General features: G+C 40.9%; 16 protein-coding genes. 9 read left to right on the forward strand and 7 right to left on the reverse strand.

Going from position 1 to position 24,850, the window contains the following annotated elements; genetic code table 11:
* Positions 1-150: 150 nt before the first annotated feature.
* The gene (locus BV375_RS28995; protein WP_086836731.1) at positions 151-525 is read left to right on the forward strand and encodes a hypothetical protein; all 375 of its coding nucleotides are present in this window, start codon (positions 151-153) and stop codon (positions 523-525) included.
* 111 nt (positions 526-636) lie between these two features.
* Here the strand turns inward: BV375_RS28995 and BV375_RS29000 are convergent, their stop codons facing one another.
* The 6 genes from BV375_RS29000 to BV375_RS38415 form a co-directional block, all read right to left on the reverse strand.
* Entirely contained in the window at positions 637-1,119 is a 483-nt protein-coding gene (locus BV375_RS29000; RefSeq protein ID WP_086766943.1) for a sulfur transferase domain-containing protein, read from the reverse strand.
* Between the two features lie 776 nt (positions 1,120-1,895).
* The gene (locus tag BV375_RS29005; RefSeq protein ID WP_086766945.1) at positions 1,896-2,153 is read right to left on the reverse strand and encodes a hypothetical protein; all 258 of its coding nucleotides are present in this window, start codon (positions 2,151-2,153) and stop codon (positions 1,896-1,898) included.
* A gap of 272 nt (positions 2,154-2,425) precedes the next feature.
* The gene (locus tag BV375_RS29010; RefSeq protein ID WP_086766948.1) at positions 2,426-3,799 is read right to left on the reverse strand and encodes a GH1 family beta-glucosidase; all 1,374 of its coding nucleotides are present in this window, start codon (positions 3,797-3,799) and stop codon (positions 2,426-2,428) included.
* A 550-nt stretch (positions 3,800-4,349) separates the two neighbouring features.
* A complete protein-coding gene (locus tag BV375_RS29015) occupies positions 4,350-4,976 on the reverse strand; it encodes a 4Fe-4S single cluster domain-containing protein (protein WP_086766950.1) in 627 nt (208 codons plus the stop codon).
* Between the two features lie 99 nt (positions 4,977-5,075).
* Positions 5,076-5,522 (reverse strand): hypothetical protein, encoded by a 447-nt coding sequence (locus tag BV375_RS38410; RefSeq protein WP_243714086.1) that lies wholly within the window; start codon positions 5,520-5,522, stop codon positions 5,076-5,078.
* Positions 5,479-5,679: a hypothetical protein gene (locus tag BV375_RS38415; protein WP_243714087.1), complete on the reverse strand. Its 201-nt coding sequence runs from the start codon at positions 5,677-5,679 to the stop codon at positions 5,479-5,481. The genes BV375_RS38410 and BV375_RS38415 overlap by 44 nt, the downstream gene beginning before the upstream one ends.
* A gap of 560 nt (positions 5,680-6,239) precedes the next feature.
* On the opposite strand from BV375_RS38415, the gene BV375_RS29025 reads away from it, so the two are divergent.
* The 3 genes from BV375_RS29025 to BV375_RS29035 all read left to right on the forward strand — a co-directional run bounded on the left by BV375_RS29025 (position 6,240) and on the right by BV375_RS29035 (position 13,936).
* A complete protein-coding gene (locus BV375_RS29025; RefSeq protein WP_086766951.1) occupies positions 6,240-13,109 on the forward strand; it encodes a PAS domain S-box protein in 6,870 nt (2,289 codons plus the stop codon).
* 78 nt (positions 13,110-13,187) lie between these two features.
* Positions 13,188-13,346: a hypothetical protein gene (locus tag BV375_RS37275; protein WP_166507554.1), complete on the forward strand. Its 159-nt coding sequence runs from the start codon at positions 13,188-13,190 to the stop codon at positions 13,344-13,346.
* A complete protein-coding gene (locus BV375_RS29035; RefSeq protein WP_086766953.1) occupies positions 13,343-13,936 on the forward strand; it encodes a hypothetical protein in 594 nt (197 codons plus the stop codon). The genes BV375_RS37275 and BV375_RS29035 overlap by 4 nt, the downstream gene beginning before the upstream one ends.
* A 41-nt stretch (positions 13,937-13,977) precedes the next feature.
* Here BV375_RS29035 and BV375_RS29040 read toward each other — a convergent pair whose 3' ends face one another.
* Positions 13,978-19,452 (reverse strand): translocation/assembly module TamB domain-containing protein, encoded by a 5,475-nt coding sequence (locus BV375_RS29040; protein ID WP_086766955.1) that lies wholly within the window; start codon positions 19,450-19,452, stop codon positions 13,978-13,980.
* A 763-nt stretch (positions 19,453-20,215) separates the two neighbouring features.
* Between BV375_RS29040 and BV375_RS29045 the strand changes: the two genes are divergently transcribed.
* The 5 genes from BV375_RS29045 to BV375_RS29065 all read left to right on the forward strand — a co-directional run bounded on the left by BV375_RS29045 (position 20,216) and on the right by BV375_RS29065 (position 24,822).
* Positions 20,216-20,644, forward strand: coding sequence for a DUF3110 domain-containing protein (locus tag BV375_RS29045; RefSeq protein ID WP_086766957.1), 429 nt, complete (start codon positions 20,216-20,218; stop codon positions 20,642-20,644).
* Between the two features lie 195 nt (positions 20,645-20,839).
* Positions 20,840-21,763, forward strand: a complete 924-nt coding sequence (murQ, locus tag BV375_RS29050; RefSeq protein WP_086766959.1) for an N-acetylmuramic acid 6-phosphate etherase — start codon at positions 20,840-20,842, stop codon at positions 21,761-21,763.
* A 727-nt stretch (positions 21,764-22,490) separates the two neighbouring features.
* Positions 22,491-23,690: a response regulator gene (locus tag BV375_RS29055; RefSeq protein WP_086766961.1), complete on the forward strand. Its 1,200-nt coding sequence runs from the start codon at positions 22,491-22,493 to the stop codon at positions 23,688-23,690.
* Between the two features lie 294 nt (positions 23,691-23,984).
* The gene (locus BV375_RS29060; RefSeq protein WP_086766963.1) at positions 23,985-24,350 is read left to right on the forward strand and encodes a response regulator; all 366 of its coding nucleotides are present in this window, start codon (positions 23,985-23,987) and stop codon (positions 24,348-24,350) included.
* Between the two features lie 52 nt (positions 24,351-24,402).
* A complete protein-coding gene (locus BV375_RS29065; RefSeq protein WP_086766965.1) occupies positions 24,403-24,822 on the forward strand; it encodes a chemotaxis protein CheW in 420 nt (139 codons plus the stop codon).
* Positions 24,823-24,850: the final 28 nt, after the last annotated feature.

The raw sequence follows: 24,850 nt of genomic DNA on the forward strand, positions 1-24,850 counted from the left end.
ATGATTGCTAACCACAGATATTCATTGGTGTCCGGTGTTTATCTGTGGTTTTATTTTGAGCAATTTTATTATCATGCATAAACCACCCATGTCATACCTATGTAGTTAATGAAGAAAGAAAATCCAAAGATAATTAATGATGGAGTATTTATGTTGAAACCTTCTTTAACTTTGGCGGTACTAGGTACAGTTTTAACTGTAAATGTAGTTAGTCCTGCTTTCGCTGGACCACAACCAATTGCGCCTAATGCAATTCAACTAAATAACATTTCTGGTGTTGCTAATTCCGATCCAGATAATTGGTGCGGAACGCGCGTTCCTGGCTTTCCACCCCGTCCACATTCTCAATCAGAAATTCTGGTAGGAAACAGGGGTATCCTAGCTATCGGTCCTAAACAAGACGATCCTGCTGGTGCTCCTAAATTAAATTCTCAGTTAAATTCAACTGCTGTAGGTAATCCAGGAATCTTGAATACTTTAAATCCTCAACCTTTACCACCAAAAAGTTGTGCAAACTTGAGGTAATTTGATCTGCAAAAATTGCCATAGCTATGCTACCCCAACCTGCCGAAAAAGCAGCAGGTTGGGATAATCCAGTATTGTTGATAGTTAAATCTTGGTCGGCGATCGCAAACCTTATATGCTTAATGCATAAGGTCTAGCTACCTTCGTATGTTTATCAAGATAGTTGACGAATAATTGCTTCAGTCGGGGGCTGACACCAGCATGTTCAAAGAATCCAAAGCCGAGATTCCTAGCTTTGGTTAAAGTTTCCTCTGGTGTTAATCCTTCTTGAATGGCTACACTCAACAATGCGATTCCTGTTGAACGCATGGCTGCGGCACAATGTATAAGGGTTGGTTGAGGAAGTTGGTTTAGCGTAGTGAGGATTTTAGTAATTAGCTCTTCATTTAAATGTTCTAGCTTCAGGGGAACATTCGCGTAATATAGCCCCAAAGCTTCAACCATCTGTTGCTCATCCTTAACAAATCCTAGTTCATCAGGCGATCGCAGATTCAAAACCGACTTAAAACCCTCTTGTTTAGCTTGTTGAATTTGTTTATGTATGACTTGTCCTGTTGTTGTCAAGTTTTCATTAATCTGTATGGCGTTGATCACATTTACTCCTTTGGGCTGTAAATAGTACTTTTGCAAGATGAAAAGTAAGGATTAAACAGATAATCCCCCTTCCCAGATTTTTGCCAGCAATTTAATATCTGCTGTTGAATTGGTTTTGAGCAGTTATGCAAACAAGCACAACCAAATCCAGCAAATTTCAAAAGCTTTCAATTAACGGCTTTGAAATTTGCCTTCTCGGGTTATTATTGTTGTCATTAAAGTACTATAAGTCTACCGATAAACCGTACTTTCAGGATATTATACACTTTTCCGATAGATTTGCGAGTGTTTAATATAGAGATTTTTCTACAATTGGAAATGCCCTCACAGCCAGCAGGAGAGCATTATCACAGTCTTCCAGCCATCAGAAAATAAAAACTCCAGATTTGCTGATGGCGAATCTGGAGTCAGGAAACCAAGGGAAATAATGCATGACTCTTCACCAAGCTATAATCACCCCTATATCGTGGGGTTTCATCTACGCCAGGTACATTATTACCTGATTCATATGTAAAGGAAATTTGTTACTTAAAAGACAATATGAAATACTTGTTTAAAGTTATTAGTGCAGCAAGTTGAGTAAATATTGCTGTTGCTGAATTAGAAAAGATGCTGCATTCAAGATTTTGTAGAGTTAATTAGCGTTTTAATAAGTGATTCCTAGAAATATTATAGATTTACATAAGTAGGTCGGTGTGAATATTTATCGTTGAGATGAGGCAGGAGGCAGGGAGGAAGAGGGTTTAAGCCTATTTGATTTTTCTTAACAAGTTTTTTTATGGTTTCACAAGCCATGACTTTAATGCAGACTTAGCTATTTTTGTAGTGATCAAGGTGATAACCATAATTGTGATACCAGTTTTATAAGGATGCTCACTGCGCTCATCTTCACGGTAATATTTCTCACTTTGATAAGCATGATAATTGCAATTATTTGGTGAGATACATGTAGCAGTAACCGGATCTTGAGCAATAGCTAAAGTTAATACAGTTGCTATTAAGCATGGGTGAAACAGTAAAGTCCAACGATTCATAAGATAGAAACTTCGGAACTAGACAGTAATTCCTACACATCCTAAACAATCAATTTCTGAAACTTACTACGCTTTGCCTGTCAGTTGCCAGTTATTTTTAGATCTATTTCAATGGCCTGTCCCCTTGTAAAAGCAAACCCACTAGAGGAAGTGGCGTGGTAGCCGACAAGTGCAGCAAATTTTAGACGAGGTATAAATCCCCGTCTATTGCCCTTCCCCTGTTTCCTTGAAATAAATATGATGAATGCTTTTGGTTGTGCGCATTTTTAGGGCTAAACAACCCGGTTTTGATGGATACACTCTGCATACCATTCAAAGCTGGCTTTGGGAATGCGCTGTTGTGTATTGTAATTTACATAAACAATCCCAAAAGGTCGAGAATATCCCCAAGCCCACTCGAAGTTATCTATGAAAGTCCAAAGAAAATATCCCTTCAAAAGATAGCCTTCATCAATAGCACGATAAGCTGACTTTAAATACTGCCGTAGGTACATAATGCGGTCAGTATCAATCATTTCACCATTAGCGTTTAATTCATCTTCTGCTGCACAACCATTTTCAGTAATCATCACAGGTAAATCATGACGCCCCAAAGTCTCGCTGACATGACGAATTCCCCAATATATACCCTCAGGAACGATATTTAACCAGGGCATATACATTCGTGGGTAGCCTTTAGGAAGGTTGAGCAACTCATACCCTTTTTCGTTATCAACAGCACGCACATAAGTTCCACTGTAAATATTAAGACCTACAGCATCTAACGGCTGATGAATTATTTCTAAATCACCTGGCTTAATGTCAGGGGCATTTTCGCCTAATTCCTCAAGCATGGCTGGGCTGTAAGCACCAGTGAGGGCAGGGATCAGAATACCCCCATTTAACCTAAAAGTGTGAAAGGCCTTTTTGGCAGCTGCTATGTGCTGAGGAGACTCGTTGATTGGAACCGTGACACCGATGCTATCTACCAAAGTAACCTTGCACGGAACAGGTGAAGCGGCGCGGATAGCTTGACACCCCAATCCGTGGGCAAGTAAGGCATGATGAGAAGTCTGCCAAACTTCTTTTTGGCTGCTGAGGATTTTTCCTGGCGCGTGTACAGGTTCTAGCTCAACACCATAACTTGCGTGAGTAAAGTAGTAAATTTCATTGAGTGTCATCCAATGGGTAATGCGATCGCCTAAGCGGCTAACAATAGCTGTAACATAATCAGCAAAATCAAAAGCCATCTGCCGACTTTGCCAAGTGCCATATAAATCTTCTAGTGCTTGGGGGCTATCCCAGTGATATAAAGTAGCGTGAGGAGTAATATTATACTTTTGCAGACAATCTACCAGACGCTTGTAAAAATCAACACCTTCTTCATTGACTGTGCCGCGACCATCGGGAATAATGCGGGGCCATGCAATACTAAAACGATAGTGCTTGATGCCCAATTCTGCCATCAGTTGCACATCTGTTTCATAAAGGTGATAGTGATCGCAAGTAATGGTAGCAGTATCATTACTTAAAATTTTTCCAGGTGTAGTGCTAAAGGTATCCCATACACTGGGTTTACGCCCTCCCTCATTAACTGCTCCTTCTATTTGAAAAGAGGCAGTAGCAACGCCCCAATAAAAATCCTCAGGAAATTGATAGATAGTCATTTTTTATAGTTTTCTCTTGGATGAGATACAGGAATTTTGGCATTAGGCTGAACTGTCTCCAGCAAATCTATTTTAGATAGACACAAAAGCCTATAATCACAACGGAAACCATTACTGAGTAAAAATTGTGTAATTGTATAATTTTTGATGCCTGCAAGCGTTCCGTCAGGTTGCCGCAGGCATCGCCAATCATATTGAATCTACAACCTTCTACGCGATCGCCAAAACAGCTATTGCTTAGACATGGTTACAGATTTTGAAGTTAACAATTTAAACCTTGAATTGGTAACAGTTATAGCTTTTTAGTCCATTTGTATGGAGACAACCCAGTTTAATCAGCCAAATACGTTGTTCATCTGTATCTGTAGCATCCAATATAGCTGTTCGCGTAGCGTCCCGTTAGGGAAGGCTATGGCAGACGAGCGAAACAAGAATACGTACTAAGTAGGGCAAAGGTTAAAGAAAGAAAGCTAGTTACATAAGCTTACTACCCTGCGATCGCCATTAAAAATTGAAACTTTTTTGGAATGATGACACAGATGGAATTTAATTACTCTGTTTGCTCCCACAAACTTTGATAGCCAGTCACAATCCTGCTTCCATCCTTGAGAACATGAATCTCTATCTGGTCACTAGCCCAGGTAATTTTGTCTTGGAGAGCAGGATTAAAAATATGAACTCGTTGATTGCTAGAAGAGACAGGGGAATTAGGAGAATGAATAGCCAGAGACTCCACAAAAGGGCCATCAATCAGGATATCTAGTTGCTCTAACAACTCTTGCGAACCTGGTGGTGCCGATTGAGATTGTAGTAGCTTCAGGGTAAACCCAGTAAATGACATCACATTCAAACCAGCAGCTTTCAGCTTGCGAGCTAGAGATGCCAATGCTGGTGCTTGCCAAAAGGGTTCGCCACCAGAGAAAGTAACACCTGTATTGCGAGGGTTCTTGAGAATATTTTCGGCAAGGGTATCAACAGTAATCAATTGATTGATCTCAAATGGCCAGGATGCAGGATTAAAACAGCTAGGACACTCTCTTAGACAACCTTGCACCCAGACGACAGCACGACAACCAGGCCCGTTGACTTCGGATTCATCAACATAACCCATGATGTTTAGATGCTCAGGGGGAATTTCTATAAGTGCTAGCGATGGTTTGCTTGACTTTGTTTCCATCTTTTTCCTCCTTTGAAGCGTTACCTGTCAACCGTTAATATAGCGAAGCCATTGCCGGGTAATTTACTGGAATGTTGATGGCATGGTGAATTTGAGTAGCTAGTGAAGCAAGGATGTCAGTGCTGACACATTTGAGGTTCTGAAAAAAGTCAGGGGGGATTGAACAGTATCGTTGCCTCGTGCTTCCAATTGCCGTACCAAAACGCGGGGACGGGAAGGAATATTGAGTTGGACTTCATCTGGTTTCAGACGTTGAAGGATTTGGATATAATCCTTTACCATGCCTGGTGTCCAAGGATACAAAACCACTGTTTGAATAGCTAAATGTCCCTGATATTCCTGCCGAAATTGCTCGATTCCCTCCAATATACCTGGCAGATTAATTGTCGCTACAGGGCGGTTAATTTGCTGCAATTGATTTGACGAAATTGCATCGAGTTTAGCAGCAACTGTATCTGCTAGTTTTAAAGCGCTGTGGACTGTTGAATCATGTAGCAAAGTGCTATTTGTTAAAACTACCGTTGGTAGTCTGGTAACTTTGTTCACAACAGCAAGAATTTTCTCTAAATTCAGTGCTAGGGTAGCCGCTGAGAGTCACCACATCTATCTGCGCTAGGGGCATAATAGCCCGCAAGTCATTAACAATTTGAGATGTCGGGACAAAAACTTGGCGCTGAGTTGTAAGTGCTTGAATTTTACCCAACTGGCGATAGTCACAGTTAAAAGAACAGGTAGATACTGAACCAATAAGATCGATACCAAGCGATGTCTAGCGACAAACCACTTCGTTTCTACGCCCAAATTGCTAAGATTGCACTGGACCAAAGACCGAAGAACATGGTGTCCGTTATCTAGATGGTGTTGCGCTCATACTTGCCCCTTCACGGAATCAACCATACACTGGTATCAAAAATCTATACAAAATCTGGCTTCATTACAAATCTAGAGCCAGAATTTAAGAAAATTGTGAGGTCAGCAAAAAAGCATGAACTATAAAGCAACCCCTGTTTAATACCAATCGGATTTGTCAGCAATAAGTAAAAAATATACATTTACCTTGCTGTACACAGCTATTGTGATTCTTATCTAGCTGTCTGGAAAATCAAGCAGACAGCAGCATATGAGCCACTGTAACGGGTTACCCAGCATCAAGAAGGTAAAAACCTCCATTGTCACAACTACCTTCCAACGACGTTAGTGTTAGCAAGCCTTCTCTGAGGGGAGACGCCAAAGGCGAACAAGGAAATAAAATCAAAAATTGATATGGCAATTAATGCTCAGCAAATCAAAATTTTATTGGTAGACGCTCATTCAGAAAATTTGCAATTTTTATCAGATATACTCATCTGCCAAGGTTATCAAGTGCAAAGAGCAGTTTCTGGAAAAGTGGCAATAAATGAGGCGATCGCTTCTCCTCCAGATTTGATTATGCTTGACATTGTGCTACCGGACATTGATGGATATGAAGTTTGGCAACATCTTCAATCTCATACAACAACACAGGATATACCGATAATTTTTCTGGGATCTCAAGAAAAATTACCAAAAACTGAGAGTGTTGATTGTATTCATAAACCATTACACAAAGAAGAAATATTATTAAAATTACACAAGCAAATTACTATTCAAAAACTTAAAAAAAAGTTAAAAGAACAAAATCATCAATTGCTTCGCGAGACGCAACATCGTCAACGCTTAACACTAGAGTTAAACAATCAAAAACAAAATAAAGCCTCTGTTTTAAAGGCTATTAAAGTAGGAGTTTGCCTAACAGATGAAAAGGGATATTTTGTAGAAGTTAATTCTGCTTATTGCCAAATGTATGGATTTACCTATGAAGAACTGATTGGGCAACAATTTACCTTACATTATCCAAATTTAACTGCTGGGGAAAAATCTAATTTAATTCAGCAATATAGAAATTTTATCTCCAATGGCATTCAGCCAGAAAACAGGGAATTTAGTATTACACGTAAAGATGGTTCGCGCTTACCTGTAGAGATGAGTCAGGTGATTTATCAAAAGGATAATGGCAAGTTTTTTGTCGTTACTACTCTCATCGATATCAGTAACCATCAAATTGTAGAAGCAACGCAAAAATCTCGTGAGCGTTATCTGTCAGCCCTTGTACAAGTTCAACGCACTTTATCTAATTTTGATGGCAGCCACAAATATTACACAGAAATAGTGCAAATCCTAGGGCCAACATCAAAAGCAAGTCGTGTATATATTTATGAAAATCACCGTACATTAGAGAGCGAGTTGGTGATGAGTCAATGTGCGGAATGGTGTGCTCCCGGAATTCCGCCAAAAATTCCCAACCCTGCCCACAGAAGCTTTCTCTATGAAGATTTTTACCCGCGTTGGGCAAACTTATTATCACAAGGCGAGATCGTTTCCGAGATAGTGACAGAATGTCCAGAATTAGAACGCGAAATTTTGCAAAGACAAGGAATTTTCTCTGTTCTAATTTTCCCCATAATTATCAAAGGAGAGTTTTTTGGCTTCATCGGCTTTGATAACTGTGTGGAAGTCAGGAATTGGGAAGCCTCAGAAATCGCGCTTTTACAAGCCACCGCCGCCGCGATCGCGATCGCTTATGAACGCAAACAAACAGAGGATAAGTTACAAACACAACTGCTCCAACTCCAGCAAGAAATTCGCGTTAGCGAAGCTTCCCGCAAGGCTCGCCTGTTTGCCCTCAAAGCCAGCGAAGGTAAATATCGCCAACTAGTTGAGACATCCCAAGACATGATTTGGTCAGTGGATGCAGATGGTGTGATTACCTTTGTTAACCCTGCTGTCAAACAGTTTTACGGTTACGAACCCCAAGAAATGATTGGGCGTAACTTTACAGATTTCATATTGCCAAATCAAGTTTCACTGATTAAGAAATTGTCTGCTCGGTTGCTGAAGGGAGAATCTGTTTTTCAGCATGAAATTACCTGTAGTACTAAAGATGGTAGCACTCTTTATCTTATGATCAATGCGATCGCTGTACGCAATGAGAATAATTTAGTTGTAGGGGTTACAGGTACAGCAAGTAATATTACTAAGCGCAAACGCGCCGAGCAAGCATTGCAAGCAAGCGCCACCAAACTCCGCCAGCATAATTTAGTGTTAACAGAACTAGCCAAAAATCAAGTCCTTTATCAAGGCGACTTGAAAGCAGCCGTCAGTGAAATCACAGAAGTAGGTGCAAAAAATATCAAAGTCGAACGGGCTAGCGTCTGGCTGTATTCAGAAAACGGTACTATTTTGCAGTGTCTCGATCTATTTGAGCAGAGTCAACAGCAACATAGCCAAGGATATTCACTAGTAACAGCACATTATCCAGCTTATTTTCAAGCTTTGCACTCAGACCAAATTATCGTTGCCCATCACGCCTGTACAGATTCCAGAACCAAAGAATTTTTAGATTCTTACTTAACTCCATTTAACATCACTTCTATGCTTGATACACCAATCAGGCTGGGAGGTAAGACTGTAGGAGTTTTATGCTTAGAAGCAGTGGCAATTGCTCATCATTGGACATTGGAAGACCAAAATTTTGCTCGCTCTTTAGGCAATTTAGTATCTTTAGCGCTAGAAGCACGGGAACGCAGACGTGCAGAAGCAGCACAACGCATTTCGGAAGAAAAGTTAGGCTCGGCTTTTAGATCATCTCCTGACCCGATTAGCCTCAGTACTTTTCCAGATATGCGCTATATCGAAGTTAACGATAGTTTCTGTACATTTTTTGGCTATTCTCGTTCTCAGGTTATTGGTCACACCAACCAGGAATTGCAGATTTGGGTCAATCAAGAAGAATATGCTTTTCTCCCGCAAATTCTGCAACAGACAAAAGTTATTCGCAATCATGAGGTTGATGTCCGCACAGCAACAGGCGAAGTTAAGACAACTTTGTTGAGTGCGGAAATGAGCGAAATTGATGGGCAAAAGTACATACTCGGCACAGCTAAAGACATTACTGAGCGTAAGCAGGCAGAAAATGAAAGCCGTTTGTTGCTATTGACAACCCAAGCCATTACTCGTGCCATTGATGTCAACAGTGCTTTAGCACTCGTCCTGCGCTTAATCTGCCACAATATCAGTTGGGATTTTGGAGAAGCATGGCTACCTAGTGATGATGGGGCTGTTTTAGAACATAGTCTTGGCTGGTACGGAGACCATAACAGCTTAGAAGAATTTTGGTTAGAGAGTAAAACTCTGAAATTATCTTTAGGTGAAGGTTTGCCAGGGCGAGTTTGGCAGAATAAGCAGCCAGAATGGATCGAAGATGTTTCTCATGTGGCACAACCTGTTTTTTTGCGATCGCCACAAGCACTAAAAGTAGGTTTAAAAGCCGTCTTTGGGGTGCCAATTTTGGCTGGCAACAAAGTATTAGCTGTTTTAGTATTTTTTAAAAGCAGCTCAGTGTCGGTGGATAAGCGGTTGTTATTACTAGTAGGTGCGGTAGCTGCCCAATTAGGTGGGTTAATTCAACGCAAACTGGTAGAAGCCGCCCACAGAAAGAGCGAAGAACGTTTGCAACTAGCCTTAGAAGCTAGCGATTTAGGATTGTGGGATTGGGATTTTACTAGTGGCAAAATCTATCGTGACTGGCGTTGGAAGAAGATGCTAGGTTACGCAGACCACGAAATTGCGGAGAATCTGCAAGCTTTTGAGCAATTAGTACATCCAGAAGATTTACCCTTAGTCAGATCGTTACTAGAAAATCATTTCCAAGGTGCTACTCCTGTTTATGAAGTAGAATTTCGGATGCGCTGTGCCTCAGGTAATTGGAAGTGGATTCAAAGCCGCGGTCAGATTTTTGAGCGTGACGAACAAGGTGTACCACTGCGAATGACAGGTACTCACAAAGACATCACTGAACGCAAAACTTTAGAACGAGAAATAGCATTGCGAGAAGCTCGCCTCAATGCCTTTTTCTCTGGTGCTCCCGTCGGGATGGATATTTTAGATAAGCAACTGCGGTTTGTGCAAATCAACGAATTACTCGCAGATATTCATGGACATCCCCAAAAACACCATATTGGCAAGACTATCCACGAGATTGTTCCCCAAATGGCATCTTTAGTCGCACCGTTCTACAAACAAGTGCTATTAACTAGTCAACCGATACTCAACGTAGAAGTTAGTATTCCATCTCCCCAGCAGCCGAATACTGTCCGTCACTTTTTGATTTCTTATTTTCCCATACCTGGTGAAGACGATCGCCCCTCTGGTGTGGGCACGGTGATGGTAGAAATCAGCGCCCGCAAATATGCAGAACAAGAACTGCGCTTGGCAAACGAACGCTTGCAATATCTGCTGACTTCTAGCCCTGTAGTAATTTATAGCAGCAAAACTTCAGGGGACTTTGGCAATACATTTATGAGTGAGAACGTGAAAAAAATGCTTGGCTACGAAGCGCGGGAATTTCTGGAAAATCCCAATTTCTGGCTGCGTCACGTCCACCCAGAAGATGTCGAGTATATTTTAAGAAAATTTTCCCAGCTTTTTGCACAGGAATACAACTCTTACGAATACCGCTTTTTGCACGCTGACGGGACTTATCATTGGTTATACGAGCAGGTAAGGTTAATCCGTGACGAAGTTGGGAAGCCGATAGAGTTTGTTGGTTATTGGGCAGATGTCAATGCTCGTAAGTTGGCAGAATTAGCTTTGCAAGAAAGCCAGCAACGGTATCAACTTTTAGCAGAAGCTTCCCCAGCTTGTATATTCCATACTGATGTGGATGGTAATTTCTTATATTTAAATCAACGCTGGAGTGAGATTACGGGACTCTCCTTAGCAGAATCCCTCAGACAAGCTTGGACAAAAGCTATACATCCAGATGACCGCCCGCAGGTTTTGGCTACCTGGAATGAAGCCAGAGCAACTAAATCTCCGTATAAGAGCGAACATCGTTTTCTAAGTTCTAATGGTACGATTGTCTGGGTGCTAAGTCAGTCTTTGCCAGAAATTGGAGATGATGGAGAAATTAAAGGCTACATCGGCACAGTTACAGATATTACCGAGAGAAAACTAGCAGAAGAAGCCTTACAAGAGAGCGCAGAAAGGGAAAGAGCGATCGCTCAAGTAATTCAAAGAATGCGCCAGACATTAGATTTAGAGACAATATTTGCCGCCACAACCCAAGAATTGCGACAAGTATTAGATTGCGATCGCGTTGTTGTCTATCGTTGCAATCCGGAAGGCGATGGTGAGTTTGTTTCAGAAGCGGTAGGGACTGGTTGGATTTCTTTAATCGCAGCACACCTAAATAATCCCAGTCTCAAGGCAGAAAATGATCGTGGCATGATGACACTATTAAATAGTGCAGATACATTACAAGATGCAGATTTGCAAACAAACCAAGGCATTATCTACGAATGTGTACCAGATATTCACAAAGCCGGGTTCCAAGCTGATGCCATCACGCTGTTGGAGCGCTTTCAGGCCAAAGCTTATATTACCGTGCCCATATTATGCGGTCAGCAACTTTGGGGATTATTAATAAGTTATCAAAATTCTGAACCTCGCCAATGGAAAACAGAAGAAATCAATATTGCAGTTCAAATTGGCAATCAACTAGGAGTTGCTTTACAGCAAGCGCAATTGCTGGCACAAACTCAAAGTCAATCACAAGAATTACAAGCAGCGGTAAATGCTGCTGATGCTGCCAATCGTGCCAAAAGTGAATTTCTAGCCAACATGAGCCATGAATTGCGGACTCCACTCAACGCTATTCTGGGTTTCACCCAAATCATGAGCCGCGAAAATTCCTTATCTAGTGAACATCAGCAACACCTAGCCATAATTAATCGTGCTGGTGAGCATCTGCTTAACTTAATCAATGACATTTTAGAAATGTCCAAAATTGAAGCGGGCAGAACCACATTAAATGTCACCAGTTTTGATTTAATTCATCTGTTAAAAAGCTTAGAAGAAATGTTGCGCTTTCGTGCAGCTTCTAAGAATTTACAGATGGTATTTGAATATGCGTCCGATATTCCTCCCTATGTGCAAACTGATGAAAGTAAACTACTGCAAGTTTTACTAAATCTCTTAGGCAATGCCATCAAGTTTACTAACGAAGGAAAGGTAACTCTGCGCGTAAATAGACGAGCAATTGAGGAAAATTCTTCTCGGATCTTTTTTGAAGTGCAAGATACTGGCCTTGGTATTGCTCCCCAAGAAATTAACTTATTGTTTGAAGCCTTTGGACAAACTGAAACTGGGAGAAAATCCCATCAGGGAACAGGACTAGGTTTAGCAATTAGCCGCAAATACGTACAGTTGATGGGTGGCGATATTACAGTTAATAGCACTCTTGGAGAGGGTAGTAGATTTACCTTTGATATTCAAATCAGCCTCGCCTCAGCCAGTGAAATTCAAATTCAGCAAGGTAAATCTTTAGTGATTGGTTTAGCGCCCCCGCAAAGAGAATATCGCATCTTAGTAGTTGACGATGCAGCCGAAAGTCGTCTTGTAATAGTACAATTGCTGGCATCTATTGGCTTTGCAGTCAAAGAAGCTACTAACGGTCAAGAAGCGATCGCTCAATGGCAACAATGGCAACCACATCTGATTTTCATGGATATGCGAATGCCTGTTATGGATGGCTATGAAGCCACAAGAGTTATTAAAACTAGAGAATCTCAACAACTAATATCCAATACTCGTACCATCATTATTGCCTTGACTGCTAACGCTTTTGAAGAACAACGAGCCGCAATGATTCAAGCTGGTTGTGACGATTTGATTAACAAACCATTTCGTGAGGAAATATTATTAGAAAAAATTAGCGAATATTTAGAAGTTAGATATCTTTATCAAGAAGAGAACAATCAATTAGCAAAGGCTATTCAAACAATAACAGACGAAATTTTAACACCTACTGATGTACTACCTTTGTTATACCAGATGCCACCTGAATGGTTAACCCAGCTATACCATGCTGCGGCTCAATGCAGTGACGAGATGATCCTAGATTTGCTAGGTCAAATTTCTGTGGATAATGCTGTATTAAAACAATTTCTGACTGACTTAGCTCATAACTTCCAATTTGAGAGAATTATGGAATTAATTGAGCAAGTGAATCTGGAATATAGGCAATTACAGCTTTTTAACAATTTGGGAGATTGAAGCACCTATCGAGAAAGTTTGGCCTGCAATTACCCATTCCGAACGCTGGCCTAGCTGGTGGAAAGCAGTTGAAAGCGTATGATCATTACTACTGTTGAACAAGTGTTAACAGCTTGTGCGATCGCTTCGATTACTAAAACTATAGCCTTCAGTAATTTCCCTCAAGCCGATATTTTAGACATATTATATACTCTTGATTTGGGTAATCACCCTGAGTCAACAGGTCAAGCAAAATGACTAGTAAACAGTTCGCGATCGGCACATTTGCATTATTTATTACCGTTGGAATTACCTACTGTCTTGGCTCTACTAAAGTAAAAGCTTCCTGTCCTACTCCGTTATTAGATGGTGACTTTGAAGAACAAACTAGCCCAATTGTCAGCAGTCCTTGGGTTTCTGAAGGCAAAGTTGGCATTGATAAAGGAGTAGGAAACAGCAATTCTGCTAACAACAACGTTTGGATGCGAAATGTTTCTGGATGGAATGGTATTAGTCAACGCATCAAGCTTCAACCTAACACTGAGTATGAGTTAAAAGCCTACATTAGGACATCCGAAAATGTCACAGATGGTTCTTTTGGAGTGCGAGATGCTAATCAAAAAGCGTTTGTAGAACTTAAGTTTGGCAGATTAGCTCAATACATCCCTTTAACGCTGCGGTTTGTCACAGGTAATGAACCTGAGTACAACATCTTCACCGGATTCTGGGCTGTAGGTCAAGATAGCTGGGTTCAGGTAGACAACTATACCTTGACAGGTGGGACTTGTAAACAGAAGCAACAGGGAACAGAGGGACAAGAGGAACAAGGAAGAAATAATAATCCTTGACTATTGAAACTTGACTGTTGACTCTTGACAAATAACTAGTTTTAAAATCGCCTATCATACTCAACTACGGCACGACTATCATCAAATAAATTCGTGGAGGCGCGGAGGCGAATTGTATCGGTAATTCGATAATTGAGACCCCATTGTAATGGGTCATTTGCTGTTAAAATTTTGATGCCGGAAACAGAAAACTTAGAGGAAATATCTACCCCTGCTTCTAGCGCTAATTCTAAAGTTGAATTGCTCTTTCCTGCTTCGGGATTATCAGAGATCACAGTTGGAAATAGACGTAGTTCACTTAAACCAAAAGCATTACCAATTTGGTTAAAGGCTCCCTGAAAATTGTTAAATACAGCTGAACCTGCTATATTAATCAGCCCTAAAGTACTGTCACCTCGTCCTTGAGTATCTACAAACCCACCGCCCAAAAGCGCTACAAGTTCTGTTTCGCTGCGTGAGGGAGTACTTGTCAGTTGCAGATTTTCGTTTAATTTACTAGCAGGTCCTTTAACTGTGGCTTCAACTCGCACAGTTTCTAGGCTTGATAAACCTGTGGTGTTGAGCTTGCTAATATCACCAGTCAAATTTCCATCCAGTACTTTGGCAAATAGTCGAATATCTAAATTCGGGTCGCGGGGTTGTTCCTTTCTAAAAGTTGCTGTATGTTCATAACCACGAGCAAGATTAAACTGTGTAGTAAATAAATTTACTCCTCCTTTATTGAGGCGAATCTTACCATCTGGTACTGGCTGATTTAAAGGCCCATTAACTGCGAGGCTACCTGTTGCTTGGAAGTTGATAATTGGTGGCCGGGAAATTTGTACGTTTTTACCTAGTAATAGTTCTAGATTATTCAATCTTGCTGTTGTAGTTTTTGTTTCAGTTTTATCTTGCTTGTTAGCTTTGCTTGGTAAAAGACCTTGAGCGCTATCAGTAGAGTTAGCACTGTTGGTAGATTCTGCTAGCAACACTTGACCATCAAACAACTCTACTTTTCCACCAATGACTGGGTTAAGGGCAGAACCTGTAATCTGCAAATTACCACTAGCGCCTCCTTGGTACAGTCCTTTGAGTCTCAACGTTAGCTGATCGAGGTTAACGGCAAGAGGATTAGTAATGTTCGCTTCTTGGTTATTGAAAATGGGAATTTCTCCAGCCGCCTCTACTTTACCTCGGCTAAATCTACCCTGAAGATTCTCTACTAATATGCGATCAAAATCAAAAGTTACCTTACCTGAAACACGTCTCACCTTTCCTGGCAAAGCTTGGGCTGAAAAAGTGGCATCATTAACACTGGCAATTCCAACTACTTGTGGCTGCTGTCTCGTTCCGCGCACTGTCAGGTCTACTTCACCTTCACCTTTCTCAAACATGACCTGGTTAGTTAACACGTTTAAGAGTGCAAGTCCTTCATTTTTCACTTTGACATCCAGGCTGATTTGCTCGCTGTCTGGCGTTGCAGAAGCAAAAGGTAACTTATAGGGTATGCTGCCATTAATGTTGACAGGTTCTGGTCCAGCAACTATGACATTACTGCCAAAATTTAAACGAGCATTATCATAACTAAAACTGGCTGTAGCGGATTCTACTTTCTTCTGATTAATTGTTCCTTCTGTGACTTGTAATTCACCTCTAGCTTTGGGATTGCTGATACTACCTGCTAAAGCTACTGAAGTGTTGAGATTACCTGTCACCCCAATTGGTAGTTTAACGAAATTACTCAGTGCCTGTAACGGGAAATTTTTGACCTGCAAATTACCGGATTGCTCGTTACCGCCAATGTTACCTTTGAAAGCGATCAGCCTGTCTTTAGACTCAATCCGTAAAGGTAACAACGTCAAAACACCGTTTTCAAATCTGCCATTAGCAATCAACTGTTCGGCATTATAAAAACGACCTGGTTCGTTCTTTTCTGCATCTTTACCCCAAGTCCAGTTTTGACCAATCAAATTAAACTGCGCTGCTATTCCGTTAGCTGTAGCAGTGTCTAGGGCAACTTCCCCATTGAAAGTTCCTTGTAAGTCCGCTAAATCTGGCATTGGATTGGCGTCACGCCGCTTTTGTTGTTGTTCTGCCAATAAAGCATCAACTTGATAAAAACGCTCGATTTGGGTTGATAATGGCTGATTGGATAATCCTTGAGGAGTAGTGACCAAATCCGCAGCCGTACCGTAGGTTGGCGCTTGCAGACCATTGCGGAGATCTTGTACCTCAAATACCTGTATTGCTGTCAAAACATCTTGGACATTACCCTCGTTGATGTTGAGTTTACCTTGGACTTGAGGAGTTTTAGCAGAGGTATTAAGGTTACCTGTAAAGGCGTAGCGACTTTTACCTTTGACAAATGCACTGTCTGTAATGCTTGCCGTGCCATTGCCATAACGAAATTGAGCAGTTAAAAGTTCGCCCTTGATGCGTCCGATCGCGGGATTGGCGATCGCCACATTTCCACTTGCTGCTAATGTATCCTGATTCACCAGCAAATTCCCTGTCAAGGCTCCGGCCAAGGCACTATTCCCAAGGCGAGTGTTAGCAGGCAAAGATAAATTTAATACCTGTAAGGGAAAGTTATCTAATTTTAATGCCAAATTATCGCCTTGAGCTTGGCCGCTGGCTGATGCTTGCTGCCAGTTGACTAAGAAAGAGTTGGGGCGATTTTTGGCATTAAGGTTGAATGCAATGCGATCACTTTTCCCAGCTACGTCTAAATTAGTACCTTGCCCTTGCACAGACTTGATATTTCCACTTAAAACTGGCTCAAAGGCAAAGTTCTTCACTGCCAAATTCCGTAGCCTCAGTTGCCCTTGGATATTCGGCACAGGTAAGTTGCCAGTTACTTGTCCAGCAAAATCTGCTTTCCCCGCTAGATTGATAGCATTTGGCAGCTTAACAGCCAACTGTTGCAAGTCATAATCTTGCGCTTGGACATTGAGATTTAAATCTGTAATTTGTGGTATGCCTGCTCCTTGAGCATTGGCTAATATATAACCACTGGCATTTAAATTAGTTGCAGTTGCTCGTTCAATGTTCAGCTTTTGGCCATCCCAGGCGATCGCTGCACTTAGGGGTTGCCCAATTGCCGCAATACCTTGAGAAAACTGTACCTGTCCAGCAGCGCGTACATCAGCTAATTTGGTTGATTGTACCGTGCCAGCTACTTGCAGCTGACCACCAAACTGACCCCGCAACTGCTGATTTAACTGATTTAATTTCACACCAGAAGCCTTAACCACAGCCTGATAGCGCCCGTTAGCTAGTTCAATATTTGAGGCTGTAATTGTGCCATCTGCAACATTTACCCGTGCCTGACCAGTAGCTACAATTGTTTCTGGTTTAAAGGAATCAACTGTCCCGGCAACATCGAAATCACCATTTAAATTACCCCGAAACTGCTTAATTGTTGGTGCTAACTCCTGCACAGCCAGATCATTTGCCCTCAGTTGCGCTAGATAAACACCATTAGCCAGTTGGATATTTTTCGCTGTGACTGTACCACCAGCCACTGCCAAACTGCCCTCGCCAGTACCACGCAGAGTCTTGAGGCTAAAATTATCTCTGCTGCCTGCTATTTGAAACGTACCTGCCAATGGCCCAGTGAAGGCTGGGGGAACATTCTTTAATACCCGTCCCAACCGCACGCCATTAGCGACTAATTGAGCCGCAAAGTTTTGGTCTTGTAGTTGAATCTTAGAAACTGCAACTGTACCGCCACCTATTTGTACAGCCGCACCCTCAGGGCGAATTGAGGCAATTTTAAATGGTGATGTTGTCCCGGAAAGCAACAAGCGGCCGTTAAATTCTGCCCCAGCTAAAGAGACATTTTGCAGTTTATTCTTATCAACAAAAGGTTCTACCTGTACACCAGAGGCTTGGGCTACAGCTTGCCAACTTTGATTGGCGTAACTACCAGATGCTTTTACTGTACCGCCACTGACATTAACAGCAACATCACGGAAGAAGACAGTGCGATCTGGGGCAATGGTGACTATACCAGTTGCGGGATAGGTTGCTTTTGGAGCTTGCCATTGCACAACAGTTTGAATGTTACCAGCAACACCAGTTAACTGACCTGTACCAGAGACAGCACCGATTTGAAATGAAGGTGTAGTGTTATAAATTTGCGCGATCGCATCCCCTGGAACATTCTCACCAGTAAAATTAAAATCCAGTTGCGGCGTTTTACCAAGTTTTATAATGCCAGCACCCGTAACCTTTCCGCCAACTGTCGGTGTGCCTTGAATATCTTTCAGCCTGATTAAAGAATTGCCAGTAGAAAACTCAAACTTGCTACTAACAGTCTTAAAATCTACTTTGTCAATCTGAGCAGGTTTAATTGTGGCAACTGTGCCTGTCAGAATTGGTTTGTTAGGTGCGCCAATCAGTTGTAAGTCTGCTTTAACTTCGCCCGTTGCAGCCACAGGTAATTTTACCTTGAGAGTCTCCAAGGCTGTAGCTACATTTACCTGATTAACTCGCCCTATCAACTGATAGCCAGCTTGTCTATCGATAATACCTGTAGCCAATAGGGGAATTTTACCGTAATTACCAGCTACCTTGTCTAACTGTATTTCTGTTCCTTTGAAGCTGATGTTTCCCTGGGAATTATTCAACAGTTGTGGTAAACGAGGTACTTGAATTGCTACTCCTTGTAAAAAAGCACTGCCATACAATAAGGTCTGCTGCTGTGGTATCAGTTGAATTTGTAAATCCCCATTGACTCGACCCGCCTGTAAAGTTAGTGGTAACTTAATAATGCGAGTAATATCAGCAGCCAGCAAGTCTTGCCCTCGTAGCTGTAAATTAGCGGCTTGTGTTTTAAGGCGTGTATCTCCCTTAAGAGCCAGACTACCACCACTATCTGCTTGACCTGCAACATCAAACCGCATCAGCTGGTTGTTTTCCAAAAGCTGGGCAGTGCCGTTGAGTTGCGAAAATCCCACAGGTAAGTTGGGGATTTGAGGCGTTGTGGGTTTTTGTTGTCCTGCTGTTTGAGGAAAAGGCATCAAAACTAGCTTGCCATTGCGTAACCGAATTTTATCCAAATCGGTTTTAATCGGTCCGCCTTTACCACCAATAGCAATGCTAGTAGTCAGCCAGCGTCCTTGTTCATCTTTTTCAATATAAATATCCGGATTGACTAAGGTAACATCAAGCTTAAGGTTGCGGTTCAAGATTAACTGTAATGAGTCAAAACCTACTTCCACAGCCTCAACTGCCACTCGGTCTGGATCTGTGGCGGTTGCTGGAATCTCCGAAGCTGCAAACCTTACTCCCGCCAGAGAAAATTCTGTTACTTTGCCAAGTTTCACCGGACGATTGAGTGTCGTAGTAAGATTTTTTTCTGCTAATGGCGCTAAATCTTTTTGTACAAAATCCCATAACCGCCAGATACCGCCTGCAATTGCTAGTAGTAAGAGTCCGCCCAAAGCAATGCCACCGCGACTCAACACCAGCAACCAGAAACGCTTGGGATTTGGGGAATTGGAGTGATTAACTTGATTGGGGCACTTACTCATTTGCTTTCACTCTTTGTTTGGCGACTGTAGCTGACTCACATCTGGCACTAACTAGTACTAGATTGATCTGCCAGATCCAGGATACGTTAACTAAAATAGAAGACCCGATCGCTTGAGTCGAGGAAACTGCTTCATTCAATAGATATTTAATGATATTGGCACTGTCAGGAACATCAGAACGAGTAAAATACCCACACTGTATTATCAGCTCGGTGTGGGCTTCTTATATTCCTGAGTATTTGTTTTCAAAGCACAACAGCCTAGCTTACAGCAGCTCCAATGAACGAAATATTTTTTGCTCCATTTAAAACAGCGTCAACACTCCATTAATCATTTCCACACTGAAAGTGTTCATCAGAGCGTAGCCGAAATATGCAAACATAGATGACAGGTTTGACTGAATATAGGCAAAATTACAATCTTGCCTAGAATGCCCTTGTAGTTGAGGAAAGTCCGTAACTGATATAAAGACATCATCATTCTAGACGACACAATTCATATAGAGTTCCGAGATTATTCTCAAAAACGCAACTATCTTTATACCCTCACGAACCTATAGCAGTTTTTAATTGTATGTTCCTAGTCAGTAGTCACTGGTCTTCAGCAAAAACAACTGACAAATGATGGCAGTGAGACGGCTATCTCTTCCACCTCCAGAAACAGTGGGCTTGACGCTGCCTTTTTGTGAAAATTAGGAGTAAGACTTTCCTTGAGGCACAACCTAGAACTTTAATAGGAATAGACACCAAAAACATAAGGATAGATGATTACACCGATGCGTGTTTTTGTGCTAATTTTTAATGCTCGAACGGAGAATGAGGGCATTCACACCGTACGGATAGGCGATCGCAATAAAATTCTGATGTTTGAATCAGAAGATGACGCAACGCGCTTTGCCTTGATGTTAGAAGCTCAGGATTTCCCCGTACCAACAGTAGAAGCGCTCGATGCCGAGGAAATTAAGGAATTTTGTGACAGCGCTGATTATGATTGGGAAATTGTCCCCGAAAACAGTAATTTAGTCATCACTCCCCCAGAACTAAATGTGGAAGAAACCGACTGGCAGCCTGATGCTCAACAAGAGGATACTGATGAGGAAATCTTCCGCCCTAATCCGGCAGAACAAGCAGAACCAGACTTATCTGATACTGAACTAGAAAAGATGCGTCGCAAACTAGAAGGTTTATTGTAATTAGTCATGAGTCATTAGTCGTTGGTCTTTGGTTATTGGTAACTGATATGATGTCCGCTCAATTGACCACAATTCCTTAGCACTTCACCTTATCAGTTAGCGTGGGGGTGGGATGCTTTGATTATGGCCAATTCGACGGACATGATATGACAACTGACTAATGACCAATAACAAATGACAGAGGACAAAAAATAAATGACAAATTTGCAGGAACGCGGCTATCTTTTGACCGAGCAAGTAAACTCTAATAGTCTTAACTTAGACCAGATCAGTTCTCTGGAATTGGTGGATTTGTTTAATAGCGAAGACCAAAAGGCCGTTGCAGCAGTAGCCGCGGCCAAAACTCAGTTAGCCCATGCGATTGATTACACAGCAGAGCGTTTGCGTCAGGGAGGACGCTTATTTTATATTGGTGCGGGAACAAGTGGGAGACTAGGGGTATTAGACGCTGCTGAATGCCCACCTACCTTTTGTACACCACCAGAGTTAGTACAGGGGATTATTGCTGGTGGTGCTGGCGCACTAGTACGTAGTTCTGAAGATTTAGAAGACCGTGCTCAAGATGGAGAAGCGGCGATCGCTCAACGACAAATTACACAATTAGATGTAGTAGTGGGGATTACGGCTGGCGGGACAACACCTTTTGTCCACGGGGCGCTGAACGCCGCCCGCCAACGAGGAGCTATCACGATTTTTATGGCTTGTGTGCCTACTGAACAGGTGAGTTTTGATGCCGATGTTGATATTCGGCTATTAACTGGTCCCGAAATCCTCGCTGGTTCAACTCGCCTAAAAGCTGGGACAGCCACAAAGCTAGCTTTAAATATTCTTTCTACCGGGGTAATGGTAAAGCTGGGTAAAGTTTACGGCAATCGTATGGTAGATGTTGCTGTCACCAATCAAAAATTACGCGATCGCGCTTTGCGAATTTTGCAAGACCTTACAGACTTAAGTCGGGAAGATGCCAGTTTATTACTAGAACGTAGCGGCAACTGGGTAAAGTTAGCCCTTTTAATGCACTGGACTGGGTTAGAAACAGCAGCAGGCGATCGCTTGTTGTCAGAACATCAGGGTAATTTAAAGGCAGCTATTGCCAGCTACAACATCGCAAAAACCTGAAAATGAATTTTGAGAAAATTTTACTTTGCCTACCAATACCAAATCCTTTGCCACCAACCGAGGTAAGGTCAATTTCTGAGAAATAATTAACTCGAAATAATCTAGTTTGGGAGCTAGCTAGAACTACTGACGGGGCAATTACCCCGTCAGCTTGTTACTGTTAAACTAGTAACAGCTAATATCAAGTCAATCTAAATCTTAGATAAATTTATATAGAAATATAATTTTTCCCAAAAATATTTGTTATTAGCTGTACAACTAATATGTAAAATAATGTTTCAAAAATCAACAACTTAATCAAAACTGACAAGATAAATTTTAATTTATCAAAATAATTGCAAATTGTTTTTTAAATATAGATTCCGTATAAATCCTGAGCATAATCAGGCTTAAAAATGAATAAGATAATATATCACAACTGCATACAGGATCATTCTGGATAATATAGGTTATTACTGATTAGTTAATCATTGCTAAAGCATAGAGTTAAATGAGGGTTAGTTATTTTCTATATTGCTCCTTCATTGCGCTATTTTTGCTATGCTATTGCATTTATGATAATCAATCAGTCTTGACTTTATTAACACTATATCTAATGTATACAGAATAAATGGGAAAAATCCGATTACTTTTAATGAGTAAATGGGAAATCATTAAAATATTTGCTGGCTATTAAATCGGTAGTGTAGAGTTGCTACGGGCTGACTTGTTAGTAAAAGGACAATGTATGACCCACCAAAAACTGATGATATCAAATAACTTATTAAATGAATTTAAAACTTGTACCCAGCTTCAATATAATGGGCAGTTAAATATTAAAAGTTCAAAAGGGCACCAATGGATTTTTTATTATCGGCTGGGAAGAATAGTTTGGGCAGCAGGAGGAATTCATCCTTTCCGTCGTTGGCGCAGACAGATGGCTCAATATTGTCCGCAAATTGAGGTAGATAAAATACGTTTAAGTCCTGAGGATATATCAAACGATTATTGGGATTATCATCTCCTGGAAATCTTATATAAAAAACAAAAAATCCAGCGAGAACAAATACACTCTATTGTAGAAAACACGATAGCAGAATTATTCTTTGATCTAGCTCAGGAGTCAGATTTTACTTCTGTAACTTGTCATCGTAGCCAACAAGTGATCTTAGAAATGCCAATGAGTTTCACGAGTGCAGATATTTCTTTAAAGCAGATGCAAGAGTCGTGGAAGATTTGGTCGCAGGCAGGTTTGACAAATTTATATCCTGATTTAGCACCAGTTCTGCGGAAACCAAAACAACTCCAAAATTTGGTAAGTTCTCCTGTCTACAACAACTTTGTAACTTTGATTAATGGCAAACACACTCTGCGAGATTTAGCTGTAAAAATGAAACAAAGTGTGATGCCAGTTGCTCGTTCATTACTGCCATATATCCTCAAAGGCATTATTGAACTAGTCGAAGTACCCGACTTACCCTTAACAGTCATTGAAGCCCAAAAAAATCCTACAGCTACACCACCCAAGAAATTAACTGCTCCATTGATAGCTTGTGTAGATGACAGTCCTCAAGTCTGTAAAATTCTGGAGGAGATTATTACTGCACATGGGCTAAGGTTCATCAAAATTCAAGATGCTGTGCAAGCTCTACCAACTCTGATTCAGGATAAGCCAGACTTAATTTTTTTGGATTTAATGATGCCTATTGCCAGTGGTTACGAAATTTGTACTCAGCTGCGGCGAATTTCTAGCTTTGCTAACACACCAGTGATTATCTTAACAGGCAATGATGGTCTTTTAGATAGAGTTCGCGCTAAAGTAGCTGGTTCTACAGATTTTCTTACTAAACCCGTAGCAAGCGATAAGGTAATGGGTATAGTGCGTAAATATTTACCTATCCCCGCTTCATCTACTAAGATAAACTCCTCTAAAGCTGACAGATTGTAATTATATTTATCCTTGGTGATGAGACTGTTCCTGATGGAATTTGTTTTGAAAACAAATTATCAAATCATCGGCAAATTCTCAGTTTAAAGAGATAAATAACAAAACGTCAACGAGTAGGTATTTGTGAATAAAGTTTCAATTACTTTTTAATTCATAGATATTTGTCAATGTCAATTAAAAAAACATTTTTTAAGTGCTTTTTCTGAGGTTAATAAGTAAAAAATGGCTCAGTATTATAACAAAACCAAATTCTGTTTTGGTGAAAATTGTCTAGAAATTTAATTGGTAATTATCATGAACACTGTTCTAGTTGTTGAAGATGGTTTGACTGATATGGAAATTATCAGTAGTTACTTACAACAGGCAGGATACTACGTGATGAGCGCTAAAAGTAGTGAGGAAGCTCAAGACAAAATAGATACAACTAAGCCTGATGTAATATTTCTCGACGTAATTTTACCTGGTAAAAGTGGCTATGAAATTTGTCGAGAACTGAAAAGTAATCCCAATACTAGTAAAATTCCTGTTGTTTTTTGCTCAACGAAAAACAGTGATGTGGATAAGATTTGGGGTAATATGCTGGGCGCAGAAGCATATCTATCAAAACCTATCAATAGAGAAGAATTGGTAGGCACTCTACAAAGATTAATCAATCATTAAATTTTGATTTAGATGCAAACACATAATCATTTACGAAAAAGGACAAATAAGTTTGGAGACTAAGCAAAAGTTTTTAAGTTTTAATTTAGGAACCAATGACTTAGCTGTAATTCCGTTACAGCACATTGCAGAAGTACTACAAGTATCATTAACAGAAATCTGTGGTGTGCCTCAGATGCCCAATTGCGTCTTAGGTATCTACAACTGGCGTGGTGAAATGCTTTGGTTAGTTGATTTAGAAGAGATGCTAGGCTATCCGCCGTTGTTACAAGGCCCCAATTTAGTTTCAAAAATGATGGCAATAGTGCTAGAAAACGACGGTAAATATTTGGGGTTATTAGTACATCAACTTACAGACATTGAGTGGTTAAATACTGAGCAAATGAAAGCTCCCTCTGCTGAACTATTTTATCCAGCCATATCACCTTTTCTAGAAGGATATTTTGTAAGGATTCAGGTAGAGGATTATTGACAAAGGGAACACTTGAGGGGGAGTATCA

Origin of the sequence: Nostoc sp. 106C (assembly GCF_002154725.1) — a bacterium.
Lineage (GTDB): Bacteria > Cyanobacteriota > Cyanobacteriia > Cyanobacteriales > Nostocaceae > Aulosira.

Excerpts from the sequence above, each read along its gene's own strand:
- BV375_RS29040 (WP_086766955.1), bottom strand. The coding sequence starts at position 19,452 with ATGAGTAAGTGCCCCAATCAAGTTAATCACTCCAATTCCCCAAATCCC.
- murQ (WP_086766959.1), top strand. The coding sequence starts at position 20,840 with ATGACAAATTTGCAGGAACGCGGCTATCTTTTGACCGAGCAAGTAAAC.
- BV375_RS29035 (WP_086766953.1), top strand. The coding sequence starts at position 13,343 with ATGACTAGTAAACAGTTCGCGATCGGCACATTTGCATTATTTATTACC.
- BV375_RS28995 (WP_086836731.1), top strand. The coding sequence starts at position 151 with ATGTTGAAACCTTCTTTAACTTTGGCGGTACTAGGTACAGTTTTAACT.
- BV375_RS29010 (WP_086766948.1), bottom strand. The coding sequence starts at position 3,799 with ATGACTATCTATCAATTTCCTGAGGATTTTTATTGGGGCGTTGCTACT.
- BV375_RS29025 (WP_086766951.1), top strand. The coding sequence starts at position 6,240 with ATGGCAATTAATGCTCAGCAAATCAAAATTTTATTGGTAGACGCTCAT.
- BV375_RS29005 (WP_086766945.1), bottom strand. The coding sequence starts at position 2,153 with ATGAATCGTTGGACTTTACTGTTTCACCCATGCTTAATAGCAACTGTA.
- BV375_RS29060 (WP_086766963.1), top strand. The coding sequence starts at position 23,985 with ATGAACACTGTTCTAGTTGTTGAAGATGGTTTGACTGATATGGAAATT.
- BV375_RS29015 (WP_086766950.1), bottom strand. The coding sequence starts at position 4,976 with ATGGAAACAAAGTCAAGCAAACCATCGCTAGCACTTATAGAAATTCCC.
- BV375_RS29055 (WP_086766961.1), top strand. The coding sequence starts at position 22,491 with ATGACCCACCAAAAACTGATGATATCAAATAACTTATTAAATGAATTT.
- BV375_RS29045 (WP_086766957.1), top strand. The coding sequence starts at position 20,216 with ATGATTACACCGATGCGTGTTTTTGTGCTAATTTTTAATGCTCGAACG.
- BV375_RS37275 (WP_166507554.1), top strand. The coding sequence starts at position 13,188 with ATGATCATTACTACTGTTGAACAAGTGTTAACAGCTTGTGCGATCGCT.